Genomic DNA, 18,758 nt, shown 5'->3' on the forward strand with positions numbered 1-18,758 from the left:
AAATGACAACATTTCAAAAGTTTTTTCTAGGCATTTTTACCATATGCCTTTTAACTATTTCCTGTGAACAAAAAAAACCAATTGAAATTCCCTTAACCATTCAACAAGATAGCACTGAACTACTTGAAATGGCAAAACTTGCTAGGGAAAGTATTTCAGCGAAAGTAGCCGATGGTTTAAAATTGAGCCTTTGGGCCTCAGACTCTTTAGCGCCAGATCCTATTGCCATGGATATTGATGATGATGGTAACATTTATATAACCCGATCTAACAGAAATAAAAATTCTGAATTTGACATCCGCGGGCATAGAGATTGGATGACAGAATCCATAGCGTTGGAATCTGTTGAAGACAGAAGAGCTTTTCTTCATAAAACCTTCGCTCCTGAGCTTAGTAAAGAGAATGAGTGGTTGCCTGATTTAAACAATGATAGCATTCACGATTGGCATGACCTTGCAGTAGAACAAGACGAAGTTTGGATGTTAGAAGATACTGACAAAGATGGTATAGCCGACATATCTACTCAAATAATGAATGATTTTAACGATGAAATCAATGATCAGGCAGGAGCACTTTTGGTTAGAGATGAAGATGTTTTTGTAGGTATTGGTCCAGGTATGTATCGACTTACCGATACTAACGGTGATAAAATTTTAGATACTAAAATGAGCATTGCAACTGGTTTTGCAGTGCATATTGGCTTTAGCGGTCACGGTATGTCTGGGGCAATTGAAGGACCAGATGGAAAAATTTATTGGGGCATCGGCGATATTGGAGCAAATATTACTACAATTGATGGTGAAAACCATAAATACCCAAATGAAGGAGTTATCGTAAGAAGTAATCCGGATGGCTCTAATTTTGAAGTATTTGCACACGGATTAAGAAATACACATGAATTTGTTTTTGATGCGTACGGGAATATCATTTCATCAGATAATGATGGTGACCATAAAGGAGAAAGTGAAAGACTGGTTCATATCGTAGAAGGCTCTGATGCTGGTTGGAGAGCTAACTGGCAATATGGAAAATATACAGACCCAAAGAATAATGGTTATAATGTTTGGATGGATGAAAAACTGTTCGTTCCTCGTTGGGAAGGACAAGCAGCTTATATTATGCCTCCAATCCAAAATTTTCATAATGGACCTACAGGAATGAGATATAACCCTGGTACCGCACTTGGTAAAAAATGGTTGGATAAATTCTTTTTGGTAGAATTCGTTGGTGACCCTAGCCGTTCTCATATTTGGTCTTTTGATTTGAAACCTAAAGGAGCTTCTTTTGAGTTAAATACAGATGAATCTATTTTATCGGGCGTATTACCCACAGGAATTGATTTTGGCCCTGATGGGGCTTTATACTTGGCCGATTGGGTAAATGGTTGGGGAAGTAAAGATTATGGTAGGGTCTGGAAGTTAGACGTAACAGAAGAAACTAACGATCTAGCCCAAGAGCGATTAGAGACGCAAAGATTAATGAAACACAACTATAAAGATGATAAATCAGAAAATTTAGTAAAACTATTAAGTTACGGTGATATGAGAATTCGCCAAAAAGCACAGTTCGAATTGGCCAAGAGAACCTTTTGGGGCTACCGTGCATTAAAAGATGTTCTTAAGAACGACGAAAATCAGTTTGCGCGTATTCATGCCATTTGGGGAATAGGGCAAATTGCTGCCAATGATAAAGATGATGCAAAGCCATTACTTGAATTATTGAATGATAGCGATCCTGAAATTATAGCTCAAAGTGCAAAGGTTTTAGGAGATTTGAGATATGAGGCAGCAGCCGATACCTTGATTTCCTTAACTACTCATGAAAATGATAGAGTTAAATTTTTCGCAGCTCAAGGATTAGGTAGACTAAAATATGCAAAAGCCGTTGAACCTCTTTTGGCAATGATCGAAGCAAACAATGACCAAGACCTTTACCTTAGACATGCTGCTGTTTTAGCGCTTTCTAGAATCGGTAACGCAGAACCACTTTTAGCTCTTGCAAATAGTGAAAATAGAGCTCTCCGACTTGCAGCCGTTCTGGTATTACGAAAATTACAAGAGCCCAAAATCTCCATCTTTTTGTCTGATAAAGATGAATATATCGTAACCGAAACCGCAAGAGCGATTAATGATGACCTTTCTATTGAAGGTGCTTTACCTTCATTAGCTACAATATTGAATAATGAAAAGTATACCTCAGAACCTCTTTTAAGAAGAGCTATAAATGCAGCATTACGAGTAGGTGGAGAACAAGAATTAGATATGCTGATTAATTTTGCAAAAAGAAGAAGTGTAACCAGTAGCTTAAGAGGTGAAGCTTTAGCCGCATTAGGTACTTGGAACAACCCTTCTCTCTTAGACCGAGTGGATGGTAGATATAGAGGAGAGATTATTAGAGAAGGTAATTTACTGCAAGAAAAAATAGGGAAAGATATTCCAGCGTTACTTAAAGACCGCCAACCTGAAATTCTCATTGGTATTTCGAAAACCCTAAGCGCCATTGGTATAAATAAATATAATGATGAATTGTATTACATATTTAAAACAAACAAATCACCAGAGGTTAGAGCATCCGTCTTAAATACACTAGGTCAACTTAACTTTGATAAGATGGAAGCCGCTATGATTATAGGCATGCAAGATTCAAACGAACAAGTGAGGACTTCTGCTGTGGGATTATTAGGTCAATTAAATCTTCCTAAAGAAAAATTGCCTGCCATCGTCGGACCTATATTTAAAAAGGGGTCTGTTTCTGAACAACAACGAATGTTGAATGTTCTGGGCGATTTACCCGTAGAAAACAGTAATACCATTTTAGCAAGCCTTATTGACAAGGCAAGTAATAATCAATTAGACCAAGGTATACTTTTAGATCTTATGGAATCGGTAAATGCGACCGACAACCCTAAACTAATCGCGCAATTAGATAAACTTAAAAAAGCTGGCTATTCTGCTGATTCCTTTGAAGAGACCCTTCACGGTGGAAGCTGGTGGGCTGGTAGAAATGTTTTTAATAATAACCCTACTGCCCAATGTGTTCGATGCCATGCAGTCGATGGGTCAGGTGGTGAAGTTGGTCCGGCACTAGATAATATTGCCAATGTCTTAAACAGAAAACAAATACTTGAAGCCTTAATAGAACCAAGCAAACGACTTGCGCCAGGTTATGGTACAGTAACATTGACACTCAAAGATGGTCAGAAAGTACAGGGAGTATTGATTGAAAAACGAGCGAATGATATGCTGTTAAGAACATCTGAAGCAGAACCTTTAGAAATTCCTTTAGGAAGAATTGCTAAACAAGAAAATTCAATGTCCGCTATGCCTGCAATGGGTCGTATGATATCTAGAAGAGAATTACGTGATTTAATGGAATATTTAGGAAGTTTGAAGTAATAAAAATGTAGTGACAAAGGGGGGGGATTTTAATCTACCATTTAGATATTTCTTGTTTCTTCTGATTAAATTCACTAATTATCTCTTCAATTATTTGGCTTGCCGGTTTTATATCATGTATCAATGCCGATACCTGGCCTATTTCTAGCTCACCATCTTCTAAATCCCCTAAAAACATACCTTTTTTAGCGCGACCTCTACCTAATAACGTTTTCAATTCTTCTGTAGTAGTCCCTTGTGCATATGCTTTTTGAACTTCATGATAGAATTTATTTTTAACCAAGCGAACTGGCGCTAATTCTTTCAAAGTCAATTGTGTATCACCTTCTTTGGCATTAACGACTACCTCTTTAAAGCTCATATGGCTTGATGCCTCATTGCTTGCTACAAATCGGCTTCCTACTTGCACACCATCTGCGCCAAGTACCATTGCCGCTAACATTGCTTTTCCTGTAGCTATTCCCCCGGCTGCAATCAACGGAATAGTAATTTTTTCTCGCACTGCCGGAATCAAAACCATGGTAGTGGTTTCATCACGACCATTATGTCCGCCTGCTTCAAAACCTTCGGTAACAATAGCATCTACCCCAGCCTCTTGGGCCTTCAATGCAAACTTTAAACTGCTGACTACATGTACTACGGTAATTTCTTTTTCTTTTAAAAAGGATGTCCATGTTTTCGGATTTCCTGCGGATGTAAATACAATTTTTACATCCTCCTCGATAATAACATTCATCAGTTTATCAATATCAGGATATAACATGGGTACATTGACACCAAAAGATTTATTGGTAGCTTTTTTACATTTTTGAATGTGTTCTCGCAAAACATCCGGGTACATGCTACCGGCACCTATAACACCTAAACCTCCTGCGTTTGATACAGCACTGGCCAATCGCCAGCCGCTTGTCCACACCATACCACCTTGTACTATAGGAAATTCAATGTTGAAAAGCTGAGTGATTCTATTTTGCATAAACCATATTTAAGAATATCATTTTCAAGGTATTATATAACACCTTGATATAAGAACTCCTAATTTACGAAATAACACCAGATCCTATAAGATCATCCTCTATATACCATGCTACGAACTGACCTTCGGTAATTGCAGATTGCATTTCCTTGAAATCAACGTACAGCCCACCTTCAACTCTATACAACGTTGCCTCTTGTAATTCTTGTCGGTATCTAATACGTGCCTTTACTTCTAACTTCTCATCACTTTTCAACGCCAAATCTGGACGAACCCAGTGAATTTCTTCCTCATTTACAAATAATGTCCGTCTATATAACCCTGGGTGAGCTTTACCTTGACCGGTATAAATGATATTTTCATTAACGTCGGTATCGATAACGAACAGCGGTTCTTTTGTACCACCTACATGTAATCCTTTACGCTGCCCTTTTGTAAAATAATGCGCTCCTTGATGCTCACCAACAATCTTACCATCGGTTAAATGATAAATCGGTTTCTCGGCATGATATTCTAATTCTGAATATATATCCGTAAATGTAGGCGTAGCCCTTTCGTATATATCGAACTCCGCAGGTACTTCTACAATTTTACCTGTTTTAGGTTTTAGTTGTTGTTGTAAAAACTCTGGTAACCGTACTTTACCTATAAAGCATAATCCCTGAGAATCTTTTTTATCTGCGGTAATCAAATTCATTTTTGCGGCAATTTCCCTTACCTGTGGTTTGGTCAACTCCCCTATCGGAAATAATGTTTTTGATAATTGCTCTTGTGACAACTGGCACAAGAAATAAGATTGGTCTTTATTACCATCTTTACCTGCCAATAACTGGTATGTTTCCGTACTGTCACTATTGTGCAATATTCCCTTTCTACAATAATGACCTGTGGCTACATAATCTGCACCCAATTGCAAGGCTATTTTCAGAAATACATCAAACTTTATCTCTCTATTGCAAAGCACATCTGGATTAGGCGTTCGCCCCATTTCATATTCTTTGAACATATAGTCCACTATACGTTCCTTGTATTCAGTACTCAAATCAACGGTTTGAAATGGTATTCCTAATTTCTCCGCAACAATTAATGCATCGTTGCTATCCTCTAACCACGGACATTCTTCTGAAATCGTAACAGAATCATCATGCCAATTTTTCATAAACAAGCCAATAACATCATAACCTTGTTCTTTTAACAAGTATGCCGCAACGCTTGAATCAACTCCTCCCGAAAGTCCTATTACTACTTTTTTCATCAATGTATTTGTCGAAACAAAATTACAAAATTTCATTTCAGAATAACTTTTTTATAAGTGACAAGATTTCCACTATTTGGGATATCCATATTCACATAAAATTATAAAACACATCTAATAATATAGTTAAAATTGTTAAACTTTTATAAAAAATAATTAAACAATAAATACGTCTATATTTTACAAAATGCCTATATAATCTATATTTAAAGACGATTATTTTACCATAATGAGTTTATAATTGCATTATTTTTAACATATCATTAATTTTTACATTTAATATTTTGTTTAGCTTAGTTTAAAAATTATTAAACAATAAACCTGAAAACATGAAAAATCTTGGTAAAATTCTAAAATCTACAGCATTGGTAATGCTGCTAATTTTTTCGGCATCTTGTAGCGATGACGATAATGATGACCCTGTAATTGTCGTTGATGAAGATAATATCGTTGAGGCGGCCCAAAAAGCCAGCACACTTAGCACTTTGGTTTCTGCTTTGACTAAAGCTGATGAAAGTGTTAATAATGATTTAATTACAGCCTTAAATAGTGAAGGTCCTTTCACTGTATTAGCACCTTCTAATGAAGCATTTACAGATTTATTGGCACGACTTGATGGATTTAATTCTTTAGATGATTTCAATAATGAACAATTACAAGATTTATTGGCCACAATACTAAAATATCACGTGGTTTCTGGTGCGGCTGTAGGTTCAGGTGATTTAACAGAAGGGCAATCGATTACTACATTGCAAGGTGAAAACCTTACAGTCAGTTTAACTAACGGCGTTACCTTTACCGATGCTGCTGGTGAAATGGCTACTGTAACTACAGCTGATGTAGAAACAGAAAACGGAATCGTTCATATTATTGACAAGGTGTTGATTCCTCAAGAAGCGTTAGGCGCTCTTAGTGATGTATTATTGACTTCTATAACCGATTTGGCTATTTCAGTTCCTGATCTAAGTATTTTGGTAGAGGCTTTAATTGCGGCAGATGGTGACTTGCCTACAGTATTGGCAAATGATGGTTCTTTTACAGTTTTTGCTCCAACAAATGAGGCGTTCGAAGCTTTTTTAACTGCCAACAATTTTAATAGTCTTGAAGATATTCCAACAGAAGTACTTACGCAAGTTTTACTTAACCACGTGGTAGCAGGTACCAACCTTTCAACCGATTTGACAACTGGATACGTTTCTACACTTTCTACTGCTGGTCCTAACGATGCCAACCTTAGTATGTTTATCAATATAGTAGATGGTGTCATTATTAATGGAATTTCCACGGTTACCGCTGCGGACAACAAGGCGATTAACGGAGTAGTGCATATTGTTGATGCCGTAATTGGCCTACCAAATATTGTTGATCATGCTGTAGCAAATCCTAATTTAACATCTTTAGTTGGTGCTCTTACAGCTAACAACAACACAACATTTACTACATTATTATCTGATTCAGAAACTGACTTTACAGTTTTCGCACCTCTAAATTCTGCCTTTGACAATTTTACAAATCCTTCAGATAACGAGTTAAATACTATTTTGGCCAACCATGTTATTTCTGGTGCCGCCGCTAATGCAGCAAGTCTTTCTAATACGTATTTTAATACTGCAGCGACTAATGCGGATGGTGATAATTTAAGCATTTATGTAAATGTTGATGATGGAGTTAAATTAAACGGTACAAGCTCAGTAGCAGCCGCTGATATTGTTGCTACTAACGGAATCATTCATGCTGTAGATACGGTTATAGATTTACCAAGCGTAGTTACTTTTGCAACAGCAGACCCTAACTTTAGTTTACTTGTAGGAGCTTTAACAGCAGATGGTCAACCAGATTTCGTAAGTGTTTTAAGTACGCCTAATGGAACTGCTCCTACACCTTTTACGGTTTTTGCACCTACTAACGAGGCGTTTGCCGCCTTAACAGAAGTACCAAGCGGTGATGTGTTAACAGCAGTTTTGAATCATCATGTTATTGCCGGTGCTAATATTGTTTCTGGAGATTTAAGCGACGGATTAACATCTCCCGCTACTTTAGAAGGTGATACCTTAACTTTTACTATAGATAGTGACAGCAATGTCACAATTACAGATGGTTCTGGTAATACTGAAATTGGCATTATTGCAGTTAATGTTCAAGCGAACAATGGTGTTATACATGCTATCAATACAGTTATGATTCCCAACACAACTAACTAACATTTAATATCATATAATAAAAGAGCCGCAAATTGCGGCTCTTTTTATATCGAATAGAGTTTTAAAGGTGAACGTGTTTTCAAATCTATTATAGATGATACTGTATTTTTTAATGAACTTAGGACTAGTTACTGAATTGTTCATTTTGTTTATAAGGTTTTATCTCCACCAAATATAATTGGGGCTTTCCATTAAGTTGAACTGAATTAAAAAATAAAAACCTCCTTTATCAAGTAAGGATTTTTAACTAATAAATTTTCATACATCAACATACACTCCTTTAGCATACAATAACCCTCCCTTTACAACTAACTTTTTCTAGAACTGCAAATTAATCACATATTTACAATCCCAAAACTTACCAAACCAATCCTTAATCAATGGCAAAAGCCCTTTCAAATTTGAAAGGGCTTTTCTTTTTATAAGTTGAAAATGAAATAGTACTATTTCTTCTTCTGTGCTTCAGCTTGCTCCATCATTTCACGCATTTTCTTCTGAAACTTGTTCTCTTTCTTAGGTTTCTTTTTGTTCTCCTGTATCTGAGCATGAATTTTATCATTATCGAGAATGAAATTCTTAATTACCAACATTATACCTATTGTAATCATGTTAGAAACAAAATAGTACAAAGACAATCCACTCGCATAGTTGTTAAAGAAAAACAACATCATAAACGGCATTAAGTACATAATAAATTTCATATTCGGCATACCTGGCTGAGTTGGCATATTCTGACCCGTAGTCATCATCATATAGAAAAAGATTGCTATAGATGCCAAGATTGGGAATAAACTAACGTGATCACCATAAAACGGAATTGAAAAACCTTCAGGAAATTGGTAAATAGTATCGAAAGATGAAAGATCATCTGCCCATAAAAAAGATTTCTGACGTAACGCAAATGATGTCGGGAAAAACATGAAAAGCGCATAAAATATAGGCATTTGTATTACCGCAGGTATACAACCACTCATGGGACTCACCCCAGCCTTACCATATAACTTCATGGTTTCTTGCTGCTTTTTCATTGCATTGTCCTTATACTTTTCTCCTAATTCGGTAATTTCAGGCTTCAATACCTTCATTTTTGCTTGAGATAAGTAAGACTTATATGTTACAGGAGACATTGCCAAACGAACCAAAATAGTCATAATAACTATAGCTATACCATAAGGGAAATAGGTGCTAATTAACGAGTAAAAAGGTGTAAATACATAACGGTTGATCCAGCCGAATATACCCCACCCGAAAGGAATGGAATCAACTAAACCTAAATCTTCATACTGAGACAGTGTATCAACATCTGTTGGTCCGAAATACCAATGTAAATCTTTAGATATTTCACCACCTTCTAATTCCACAGGTAGAACAGATTCATATTTTTTTGTAAAACCGAAAGTTCTACTCTCTTCCTCTACTAAATTCACTGAGGTTAAATCACCACTTTTAAAAGGCTGGTCAGCAGCAAGAATACTACTAAAAAAATGCTGTCTGTACGAAATCCATTTTACATCTTCTTCTGTTTCCTCATCATCACTACCTTCAGAAAGCTTACTTATTTTATCATCTTCATGATTGTAAGTCAATCGAGTATATCGATTTTCGTACTGAATACTCTTAGAATGACGTATTCCTTTTAACTTCCAGTCTAATTGAACTGGTTTACTAGAACTTATAACATTATCCAAGCCTTTTGATTTAATTGTAAAATCAACTAAATATTCGTTTGGCTTCATCTCATACCTATATTCTAGATATTGATTGTTAGAAGTCTTTGCTTTTAATGATAACACTTGATTACCGTTATCTTTTGATAATGAAGGTTCAAAATATAAATCTTGCGTATTTAAAACGCGATTATCAGAAGTAGAGAAATCTAATCCGAAAGATGCATTTCCATCCTTTATTAAGTATACAGGAACTGAATCATAGGTTACGAATTTTTTCATTTTCGCTTCTATTATCTGTCCACCTTTATTACTAATCTTTAAAAGAAGTACATCATTCTCTAATGTTGTTGTCGAATTAGATGGTTTAGTAAAACCGAAAGCTCCAAGTTTTCCTTGGTAATTGGCTACTGCAGTTGAATCTTGCAAATCTAACTGAGGAACTTCATTGATTGCAGTTTCAGTTTCTAAATTCTCAGATGCCTTCGCAGCTTCAACTTGCTCTTGTTTTGCCTTTTCTGCCTCTACCTCTTCTGGAGTTGGTTGATTTTGGTAAAACATGAAGATCAGTATTCCGAAAATAAGCACGAAGCCTATGATGGATTGTACATCAAATTTCTTTTCTTCCATGTGGTATTTCTAAATTAATTGGGAATATTTGATTTTTAAGAAAGCAAATATATGTCCAAATATGAAGTTTATGCCAATGTGGCATTACTTTGTGATTTTTTATGCTCTAAAGCCGCTTTAACAAAACCGACAAATAGTGGATGTGGGTTGGCAACCGTACTTTTATATTCTGGATGATATTGCACACCAATAAACCAAGGATGGTCTTTTAGCTCTACTATTTCAACCAAATTAGTTTCCTTATTAAAACCAGTAGCAAATAAACCAGCTTTTTCTAATTGCTCTAAATATGCGTTATTAAATTCATATCTATGACGATGACGTTCAGATATTTGCTTAGCCCCATTATACATTTTCTGAACTAAACTACTTTCTTTTAAATCACAATCCCAAGCTCCTAAACGCATGGTACCACCTTTATCGGTAACATTTTTTTGCTCTTCCATGATACTGATTACAGGATCTGGAGTACTATCGTCCATCTCTGTTGAATTTGCTTCTTTAAGCCCTAATACATTACGGGCATATTCTATAACAGCCATTTGCATACCCAAACAAATACCTAAAAATGGTATGTTATTAACGCGTGCATACTCTACAGCTTTTACCTTACCCTCAATACCACGCTCGCCAAAACCAGGTGCAACCAAAATTGCATCTAAGCCCTTAAGTTTGCTTTGATAATTCGAAGAAGTAATGTATTCTGAATGAACAGATTTAACATTTACCTTAACTTCATTTGATGCTCCTGCATGTATAAACGACTCTAAAATAGACTTATAAGAATCTTGTAATTCAACATACTTACCTACTAAACCAATGGTAACTTCATTCTTTGGGTTTTTATGTCTAACAAGAAATTCGTTCCAACGGCCTAAATCAGGCTCAACCGTATTTGGCAATGCCAATTTTTGCAATGTAACCGTATCAAGGCCTTCTTCTTGCATTAATAAAGGAACATCATAAATAGTAGAAGCATCTATACTTTGTATAACCGCCTCGCGCTTTACGTTACAAAAAAGCGCCAATTTATCTTTGATTTCGTCAGATATCTCGTGTTCTGTTCTGCACACAAGAATATCGGCTTTAATACCACTTTCCATTAATGTTTTTACAGAATGCTGTGTAGGTTTGGTTTTCAATTCACCTGCTGCAGAAAGGTAAGGCACCAAGGTTAAATGAATAACTATGGCATTATTATCTCCTAATTCCCAAAGTAACTGACGAACTGCTTCAATGTAAGGTAGCGATTCAATATCACCTACCGTACCTCCGATTTCGGTAATAATGATATCATAATCACCACTATTTCCTAGCAATTGAACACGTTCTTTAATTTCATTGGTGATATGTGGAACTACTTGTACCGTTTTGCCCAAAAATTCACCTCTACGCTCTTTTTCAATAACGCTTTGGTAGATTCTTCCTGTAGTAACATTATTCGCTTGAGAGGTTCGAACATTCAAAAAACGCTCGTAATGACCCAAATCTAAATCAGTTTCGGCACCATCATCGGTTACATAGCATTCGCCATGTTCATATGGGTTAAGTGTCCCTGGATCCACATTAATATAAGGGTCCAATTTTTGAATGGTAGTTTTGTAGCCGCGAGATTGCAGTAATTTCGCCAAGGATGCAGCAATAATGCCTTTTCCTAAAGATGAAGTAACGCCTCCCGTAACGAAGATGTATTTGGTTTGTGCCATTTATAGAATTCTATGTTACGGGACACAAAGTTACAAATTGAGTATAGAACTTAACGAGTTTACTTGGGAAAATGTTTTTGTATTTTTCGAATTATGGATTCTAGGCCGTTTGTTTTGATTTCTAACATAGAACGCAATAAATCTCCCAATTTACCATCAGGAAATCCCTTTTGTTGAAACCACACTAAGTAAGGCTCAGGTAGATCTACCAAATACCTACCCTTATGTTTACCAAAAGGCATTCGGTAATGGGCCAATTCTATTAACTTTTGCTTATCAGGATTTATTTCCATTTTTAAATCTAAAAAATTTATCTTTAGGTAATCAACAATTTAATCAACATGAAAAGAAGAAATTTTATTGGAACCTCGGCAGCAGCCTCTGTTGGATTCTTAACCACTTCAGCTGCAATGGCGAACAATAATAAAGTAGCTCAACCTGACAAATTAAAGTACAATATAAACCATAGTGTTTGTTATTGGTGTTATGGAACGATACCATTTGAAGATTTTCTTAAAAATTTAGTAGAACTAGACATTAGGTCTATTGATTTGGTTGGTCCAGATGAATTCCCACTTCTAAAAAAATATAACATTCACGCATCTATGTGTTGGGGTGCTGGTTTAGGAATTGAAAAAGGGTGGAACGACCCTTCTTTACACGAAGAATTAATTAAGGATTATGAGAGAGTTATACCTTTAGTTGCAGATGCTGGTTATACCAATTTAATCTGTTTCAGTGGAAACAGAAATGGTATGAACGATTTAGTAGGACTCCGCAATTGCGCAGAGGGCCTAAAACAACTTATGCCCCTAGCTGAAAAACATGGAGTAGTACTTCAAATGGAGCTTTTAAATAGTAAGGTAAACCATAAAGATTATATGTGCGACACATCTGAATGGGGCGTATCGCTTTGTGAGACTATCGGTTCAGAAAATTTTAAACTTCTGTATGATATCTACCACATGCAAATTATGGAGGGAGACATCATTAGAAACATAGAAGATTATCATCAGTATTACGGTCATTACCACACAGGTGGAAACCCAGGGAGGCATGAAATTGATGAAACACAAGAGATTTTTTATCCAGCGGTAATGAAGGCTATTTTAAAGACAGGTTACACAGGGCATGTTGCACAAGAATTCGTGCCAAGTTGGGATGATAAATTAGCAGCTTTAAAACAAGGCGTTACTATTTGTGATGTTTAAAAAACATATTTTATAAAATGCAAAAAAGCACTTCTACTTGAAGTGCTTTTTTTAGTTAAATCTGAAAAATTATTAGTCCTTAAGTGAAGTTTCAATTTCATTTCCCCATCTCTCCTGTACAATTAAATTTCTAGAATAGTTGGTCTCCGAATCGTATTTGTTTTGAAAATCGTTTAGTTGACGAAGTGTAGTCTTATAGATTTTACGAACTTCTTCTTTTACATTTTCAGTAAATTTTGTTTCAGCTAATTGTTTACGCATTTTACGAGCATATAACTCGGTAATATCAAAATGTAGTTGTTCGTGCATTAAGGTAACATCATTACAAACCTCTGACTTATACCAAGAACGTGTAGGATAAAAATAAGCACTAACCGCATACTCTACTTTCAGCTCATTATTTTCATAGGATGTTGAAAAGTTGTAACTAATACCGCTGGCGGTTGTTGCAGCAGCACTTGAATTTACAGGTGCTGGTCCTTTAAAATCTGCCCATGTAAATCTAAAATTTGGCGACCATTCAACTTCTTCTTGACTTTGAACCAATGAAACAGTGAACAATATCAATAAAGAAAATACAAGATATGTTTTATCTATAGATCCCAATGGTAAGTTATTACTTTCTCTATATCTGGATGCAAACTATATAGCACGGGACAGGTATCCGCAGTGTACTTTAAAATTTTTCTGACTTCTTCTGATACTTTCTCAGGTAAATGTACTTCTACCTCAATTTTAGAGATTCTTCTTGGTGAAGCCGCCATGTGCTTGGTAACAGATGCATAAGTCCCTTTCAAATCCACTTCTAATCCATTAGCCTTAATACCCATCATAGTCAGCATACAGCTCGCCAAACCTGTAGCAACGGTATCTGTTGGTGAAAATGCCTGACCCAACCCATTATTATCAACAGGTGCGTCTGTAACAAATGAATCATTCGATTTAAGATGAACGCATTCTGTTCTTAATTCTCCGTTATAAGTAACTTTTGATGTCATTTTATTCTAGCTCTTTAATTCTTAAATCATCAATCATCATTATATAAGATGATTGATTATAATAACCAGCAACCCCTTTTCTCTCGTAATTGAACTTATTACCATTATATTCTGTTTCACCGATAAATCTAGAAACATCAATTAAATCATTTTTATAAGCCAACTTCAACAACAAATCATATGTAAGATCAAAACCTCGAACTGCATATCGGTCTGGATCATCGCCAAAACGTTTTCTATATCGCTCAACAAATGAATTATTCGCAACTTGACGATTTACCGATGGATACGTAAAGTTTAAATTTGATAAGTGCGTATTTGAAATAACATCATTCTCAAAAGCAGAGTTCATATTGGTAGTAAACATTCGAATGCTAACTTTATCATTCCCTGATAAAGCATCAAAAGCAGTATTATTGAAAGAATTTAAAATTGAAACTACACTTGCTATCAACTTGTAATTATCAGATTCGACAAATACCCAGTTAGGAACTTTATCCGAAAGCAGTGTTTGTAACTTATCCCTATTAATACCTATATTCTTTTCCTCTTCCTTTACAACAACAACTTTAGCTGTCGGAAAACGTTTTAGAATTGCAGCTTGCCCTACTTTACTATTCTCATCTGCAATAATCAATATTGTTTCGTCTTTATGCGTATTCTCAGCATAATCTAGCATATGTTTTAACAATACCTCTTCATCAGTATACGAGAAGAAAACATTATTTAAACTTATGTCACTTTTTGCAGGTACGGGAGCTATTACAGGAACATTAAATTTAGCCGCTTGTACAGCAGTTTCCTTTAACGATGGAATATCTAAAGGCCCGAAAATGGCATTATACCCTCCTAACTGCTCGGCTTGTAATATCTGCTTCGTTTTAATCAAGTCTAACTGATTATCAAATGTTTTCACATCAATTGAAACCCCTAAGGATTTCAATGAATCTAAGGCTACTAAAGCACCTGAATAAAGACCCAAACTATATTTTAGGCTATTTCTAGAATCAATAGTCTTTTCAACAGCTTCCTTATCACTCAAATTCAACTTATCTAATCGAAAAGGCAACAAGAATAATACCTTAGGAACCACAGCAACATCGATACTATCAATTAAATTAACCTTATCTAAAACCAAAGAATTCTTTACTTCAAAATCACCCACTTTATCTTTTGGTAATTTTAAAACCATACCTGCCTTTAAACCATCTTTTAAATCAGGATTCAATTGAACCAATTCTGCCCAGGTCATACCAAATTTTCTAGTTAATCTAAACTCATTTTGCTTTGGCTTAACCTCGTAGAATATATAATTATCTGTATTTATAACCCCTGTCTCTACTTTCTGCTCAGGAATACGAATTACCATACCTTCTTTTAATCCGCCCCGTTCTGTAATTTCAGGGTTCAGACGAACGATTTCATCTGACTTCACTCCGAATTCCTGCTCTAAGCGATAAAAATTCATCTTAGCCGGTACTGTATATGAGGTATAAATTTGTGTTACCTGATTCTGAACACTGCTACCTGCTATTTTAGGCATTAAAAGCTCATAACCTTCAGAAAGATAATTATTGGTTTTAGATAAACCCGGGTTTAGCACCAACATACTATCAATGGTAATGCCGTATTTATGTGCAATACTCCATCTCGTTTCTTTTGGCGCAACGATATATTTTTCAAAATCATCTTCATTCAACCCGATTTCTTCAATTTTTGGTGCGCTATACCTAGGTATACGCAACTCCATCTTTTTTTGTAATGGAGACGCATACAACTGGGTATTATATTTTTTAAGCTCTTCTTCGGTAATTTTATATTGTTGCGTTATACCGAATATAGTTTCCTTTTTCCTTACCCTATGGGTCGTATAACCTATTGGTTCTCTTGTAATAATAGAATCTTGCATCCTATTTTTAATTACACCAGAAGCTGAAGTAGAAGGCTTAGCATCAGTTTTAGCTCCTGGCACCACTAAAATAGTATTAGGCCTTAATTGCTGACCTTGTTTTATCTCTTTATTATACTGAAGTATATTGGCAGGTGTAACTCCGTACATTTTAGAAATGCTTTCTAAAGTTTCTCCAGATTTAACTTCATGAGTATTGAACTTTTGACCCATGGCCGTGCACGAGACCAATAAGCAAAATGCCCCAATGATGTACACTTGATTAAATATATATCTCATATTATTCCCATTCTATTGTTGCTGGAGGTTTTGAACTTATATCATATACGACACGATTTACTCCAGGGACTTTATTAATGATATCATTTGACGTTTTTTGTAAAAACTCATACGGTAAATTCACCCAATCGGCAGTCATTCCATCTGTACTTTCGACAGCTCTTAAAGCTACACATTTTTCATAGGTTCGCTCGTCGCCCATTACCCCTACACTATTTACGGGTAGAAGCATTGCACCTGCTTGCCATACTTTATCGTATAAATCCCACTTTTTCAATCCGTCTATAAAAATCGCATCCACTTCTTGTAAGATGGCTACTTTTTCTGGGGTGATATCACCAAGAATTCTAATTGCCAAACCTGGACCTGGAAAAGGGTGCCTACCTAATAATGCTTTATCAATTCCTAAACTTGCCCCTACTCTTCTAACTTCATCTTTGAACAACATTTTCAAAGGTTCCACAACTTTCAATTTCATGAAATCTGGCAAACCTCCAACATTATGATGACTCTTTATAGTTTGGGATGGACCACCTGTGGCTGAAACAGACTCAATCACATCAGGATAAATAGTACCCTGTGCCAGCCATTTTGCACCTTCTACCAAATGAGATTCATCATCAAAAACTTCTATGAATACACGTCCTATTATTTTTCTCTTAGTTTCTGGGTCACTCTCCCCTGCCAAATCATTCAAAAAACGTGCCGAAGCATCTACGCCTTTCACATTAAGCCCCATGCCTTCATATTGCTTCAATACCTCTGTAAATTCGTTCTTTCTTAAAAGTCCGTTATTCACGAAAATACAATGAAGGTTTTTACCGATAGCCTTATGTAATAATACCGCTGCCACTGAAGAATCTACTCCGCCAGACAAGCCTAATATTACTTTTTCATTGCCAATTTTCTCTTTTAATTCTGCTACTGTCTTATCTACAAAAGCATCAGGAGTCCATGACTGTTCCATCTTGGCTATCTTAACCAAAAAATTTTCTAAGACTTGTTTTCCATCTGTTGAATGATATACCTCTGGGTGAAATTGTATAGCATAGGTTTCCTCTCCATCAAATTTAAAGGCTGCATTTTCCACATCATGGGTACTTGCCAATAATGTTGTGTTCTCTGGTAGGTGCTTAATTGTATCGGCATGGCTCATCCAAACTTGACTACCTGTACTTATTTTATCCAAAAACGGGTCATTCTCAACAACAAAGCTAAGATTAGCCCTACCATATTCCCTTGTATTAGATTTTTCTACACTACCACCATTAAAGTGTGCAAGGTATTGAGCTCCGTAACAAACTCCCAATAAAGGTTTTTTACCCCTAATTTCAGATAAATCAGGATGGACCGCATCGTCTCCCCTTACTGATAAAGGTGATCCTGAAAGAATCACTGCTTTATACTCAGAAAGGTCTTTTGGTAATTTATTATACGGTTTAATTTCGGAGAAAATATTCAGCTCACGTACACGTCTACCAATCAATTGCGTGTATTGTGAACCAAAATCTAATATTAGGACTTTATTTTGCATGGGCAAAAATAGCAAATTGACCGTTCTTGAAAAGTATCTTTTAGTTATATTTAAACTGGATTTCAATATTTTTCATGAAACATGTAAGTGCAATTATTTTTGGAGCGGCTATTATCATTGCTGCCTATTTTTTAGGAAATGCATATATACAAAGAGCTAATCCGCCGCAAATCATATCGGTAACTGGTTTAGGTAATGAAAATTTCACTTCTGACCTTATCGTTTGGGAGGGTCAATTTTCAACCAACAGCACGGTTCTAAAAACGGCGTTCGACCAATTAAATAATGATAAAGAGTTAGTAAGCCAATATTTAGTTTCAAAAGGAATTGAATCTGGTAGTATTATTTTCAATAGCGTTCAAACCACAGAAATGCGCGATAACCAATATGAAAATGGAAATTATGTAGGAAGTATTTTTCGTGGGTATCAATTAATGCAAACACTTAATATTGAATCTGAAAACGTTACTTTAATTGAAAGTGTTTCTCGCGAAATAACAGAACTATTAAACAAAGGAGTGCAATTCAACTCTTCTCCGCCAAGATATTACTATACAAAATTGGCTGATTTAAAAATTGAAATGATATCTAAAGCTACTGAAGATGCACGAATACGGGCAGAAAAAATAGCTGAAAACGCAGGTAGTAAATTAGGTGACTTAGCTTCTGCCAATATGGGTGTGTTTCAAATTACGGGCCAAAACTCTGGAGAAGACTACAGTTGGGGTGGCGCCTACAATACATCTTCTAAAAACAAAACTGCATCTATTACTATGCGACTAGAATATAGGGTGAAGTGATAGTACTACTTTGATCAATTGATTTTACTGATTTGGGAAAGAATCAATTATATGATTACTTGCCCTTTTAAATATTATTATTTTAAAACAAAAAAAGCCCAGGAATTACCCGGGCTTTCTATTCAACCAACCATTAAACCGAATACATTATAAAAATCTTTCTCATAACAATCTGTATTCAAAACTTAGTTCGATAA

13 protein-coding genes are annotated in these 18,758 nt (G+C 35.7%); 4 read left to right on the forward strand and 9 right to left on the reverse strand.

Annotated features, from left to right (window positions below; genetic code table 11):
• Positions 1-2: 2 nt before the first annotated feature.
• On the forward strand, positions 3-3,395 hold the full coding sequence (locus tag AACZ41_RS14365; RefSeq protein ID WP_339629234.1) for a HEAT repeat domain-containing protein: 3,393 nt from the start codon (positions 3-5) through the stop codon (positions 3,393-3,395).
• Positions 3,396-3,429: 34 nt separating this feature from the next.
• Here AACZ41_RS14365 and AACZ41_RS14370 read toward each other — a convergent pair whose 3' ends face one another.
• Together AACZ41_RS14370 and mnmA are read right to left on the reverse strand one after the other, a co-directional pair.
• On the reverse strand, positions 3,430-4,371 hold the full coding sequence (locus AACZ41_RS14370; RefSeq protein ID WP_339629235.1) for a nitronate monooxygenase: 942 nt from the start codon (positions 4,369-4,371) through the stop codon (positions 3,430-3,432).
• A gap of 64 nt (positions 4,372-4,435) precedes the next feature.
• On the reverse strand, positions 4,436-5,626 hold the full coding sequence (gene mnmA, locus AACZ41_RS14375) for a tRNA 2-thiouridine(34) synthase MnmA (RefSeq protein ID WP_339629236.1): 1,191 nt from the start codon (positions 5,624-5,626) through the stop codon (positions 4,436-4,438).
• Between the two features lie 329 nt (positions 5,627-5,955).
• Here mnmA and AACZ41_RS14380 point away from each other — a divergent pair, with 329 nt between their 5' ends.
• Positions 5,956-7,827, forward strand: a complete 1,872-nt coding sequence (locus tag AACZ41_RS14380) for a fasciclin domain-containing protein (RefSeq protein ID WP_339629237.1) — start codon at positions 5,956-5,958, stop codon at positions 7,825-7,827.
• A gap of 443 nt (positions 7,828-8,270) precedes the next feature.
• Here the strand turns inward: AACZ41_RS14380 and yidC are convergent, their stop codons facing one another.
• The 3 genes from yidC to AACZ41_RS14395 all read right to left on the reverse strand — a co-directional run bounded on the left by yidC (position 8,271) and on the right by AACZ41_RS14395 (position 12,123).
• Positions 8,271-10,124 carry a membrane protein insertase YidC gene (gene yidC, locus AACZ41_RS14385; RefSeq protein ID WP_339629239.1) on the reverse strand — a complete coding sequence of 618 codons (1,854 nt, stop codon included), beginning with the start codon at positions 10,122-10,124 and terminating at the stop codon, positions 8,271-8,273.
• Between the two features lie 68 nt (positions 10,125-10,192).
• The gene (locus AACZ41_RS14390; protein ID WP_339629240.1) at positions 10,193-11,830 is read right to left on the reverse strand and encodes a CTP synthase; all 1,638 of its coding nucleotides are present in this window, start codon (positions 11,828-11,830) and stop codon (positions 10,193-10,195) included.
• Positions 11,831-11,889: 59 nt separating this feature from the next.
• On the reverse strand, positions 11,890-12,123 hold the full coding sequence (locus AACZ41_RS14395; protein ID WP_091626176.1) for a DUF3820 family protein: 234 nt from the start codon (positions 12,121-12,123) through the stop codon (positions 11,890-11,892).
• A gap of 48 nt (positions 12,124-12,171) precedes the next feature.
• On the opposite strand from AACZ41_RS14395, the gene AACZ41_RS14400 reads away from it, so the two are divergent.
• A complete protein-coding gene (locus tag AACZ41_RS14400) occupies positions 12,172-13,041 on the forward strand; it encodes a TIM barrel protein (RefSeq protein ID WP_339629241.1) in 870 nt (289 codons plus the stop codon).
• A 72-nt stretch (positions 13,042-13,113) separates the two neighbouring features.
• On the opposite strand, the gene AACZ41_RS14405 is transcribed toward AACZ41_RS14400, so the two are convergent.
• Genes AACZ41_RS14405 through guaA form a run of 4 tightly spaced genes read right to left on the reverse strand, consistent with a single transcriptional unit; the run spans position 13,114 to position 17,761 of the window.
• Positions 13,114-13,647 carry a DUF922 domain-containing protein gene (locus AACZ41_RS14405; RefSeq protein ID WP_339629242.1) on the reverse strand — a complete coding sequence of 178 codons (534 nt, stop codon included), beginning with the start codon at positions 13,645-13,647 and terminating at the stop codon, positions 13,114-13,116.
• On the reverse strand, positions 13,635-14,039 hold the full coding sequence (locus AACZ41_RS14410) for an OsmC family protein (protein WP_339629243.1): 405 nt from the start codon (positions 14,037-14,039) through the stop codon (positions 13,635-13,637). The genes AACZ41_RS14405 and AACZ41_RS14410 overlap by 13 nt, the downstream gene beginning before the upstream one ends.
• Before the next feature lies 1 nt (position 14,040).
• On the reverse strand, positions 14,041-16,227 hold the full coding sequence (locus tag AACZ41_RS14415; protein ID WP_339629244.1) for a LysM peptidoglycan-binding domain-containing protein: 2,187 nt from the start codon (positions 16,225-16,227) through the stop codon (positions 14,041-14,043).
• 1 nt (position 16,228) lies between these two features.
• Positions 16,229-17,761: a glutamine-hydrolyzing GMP synthase gene (gene guaA / locus AACZ41_RS14420; RefSeq protein WP_339629245.1), complete on the reverse strand. Its 1,533-nt coding sequence runs from the start codon at positions 17,759-17,761 to the stop codon at positions 16,229-16,231.
• Between the two features lie 74 nt (positions 17,762-17,835).
• Between guaA and AACZ41_RS14425 the strand changes: the two genes are divergently transcribed.
• Positions 17,836-18,561, forward strand: coding sequence for an SIMPL domain-containing protein (locus AACZ41_RS14425; RefSeq protein WP_339629246.1), 726 nt, complete (start codon positions 17,836-17,838; stop codon positions 18,559-18,561).
• Positions 18,562-18,758: the final 197 nt, after the last annotated feature.

Source organism: uncultured Maribacter sp., from assembly GCF_963974015.1.
In the GTDB taxonomy this organism is placed as follows: Bacteria; Bacteroidota; Bacteroidia; order Flavobacteriales; family Flavobacteriaceae; genus Maribacter.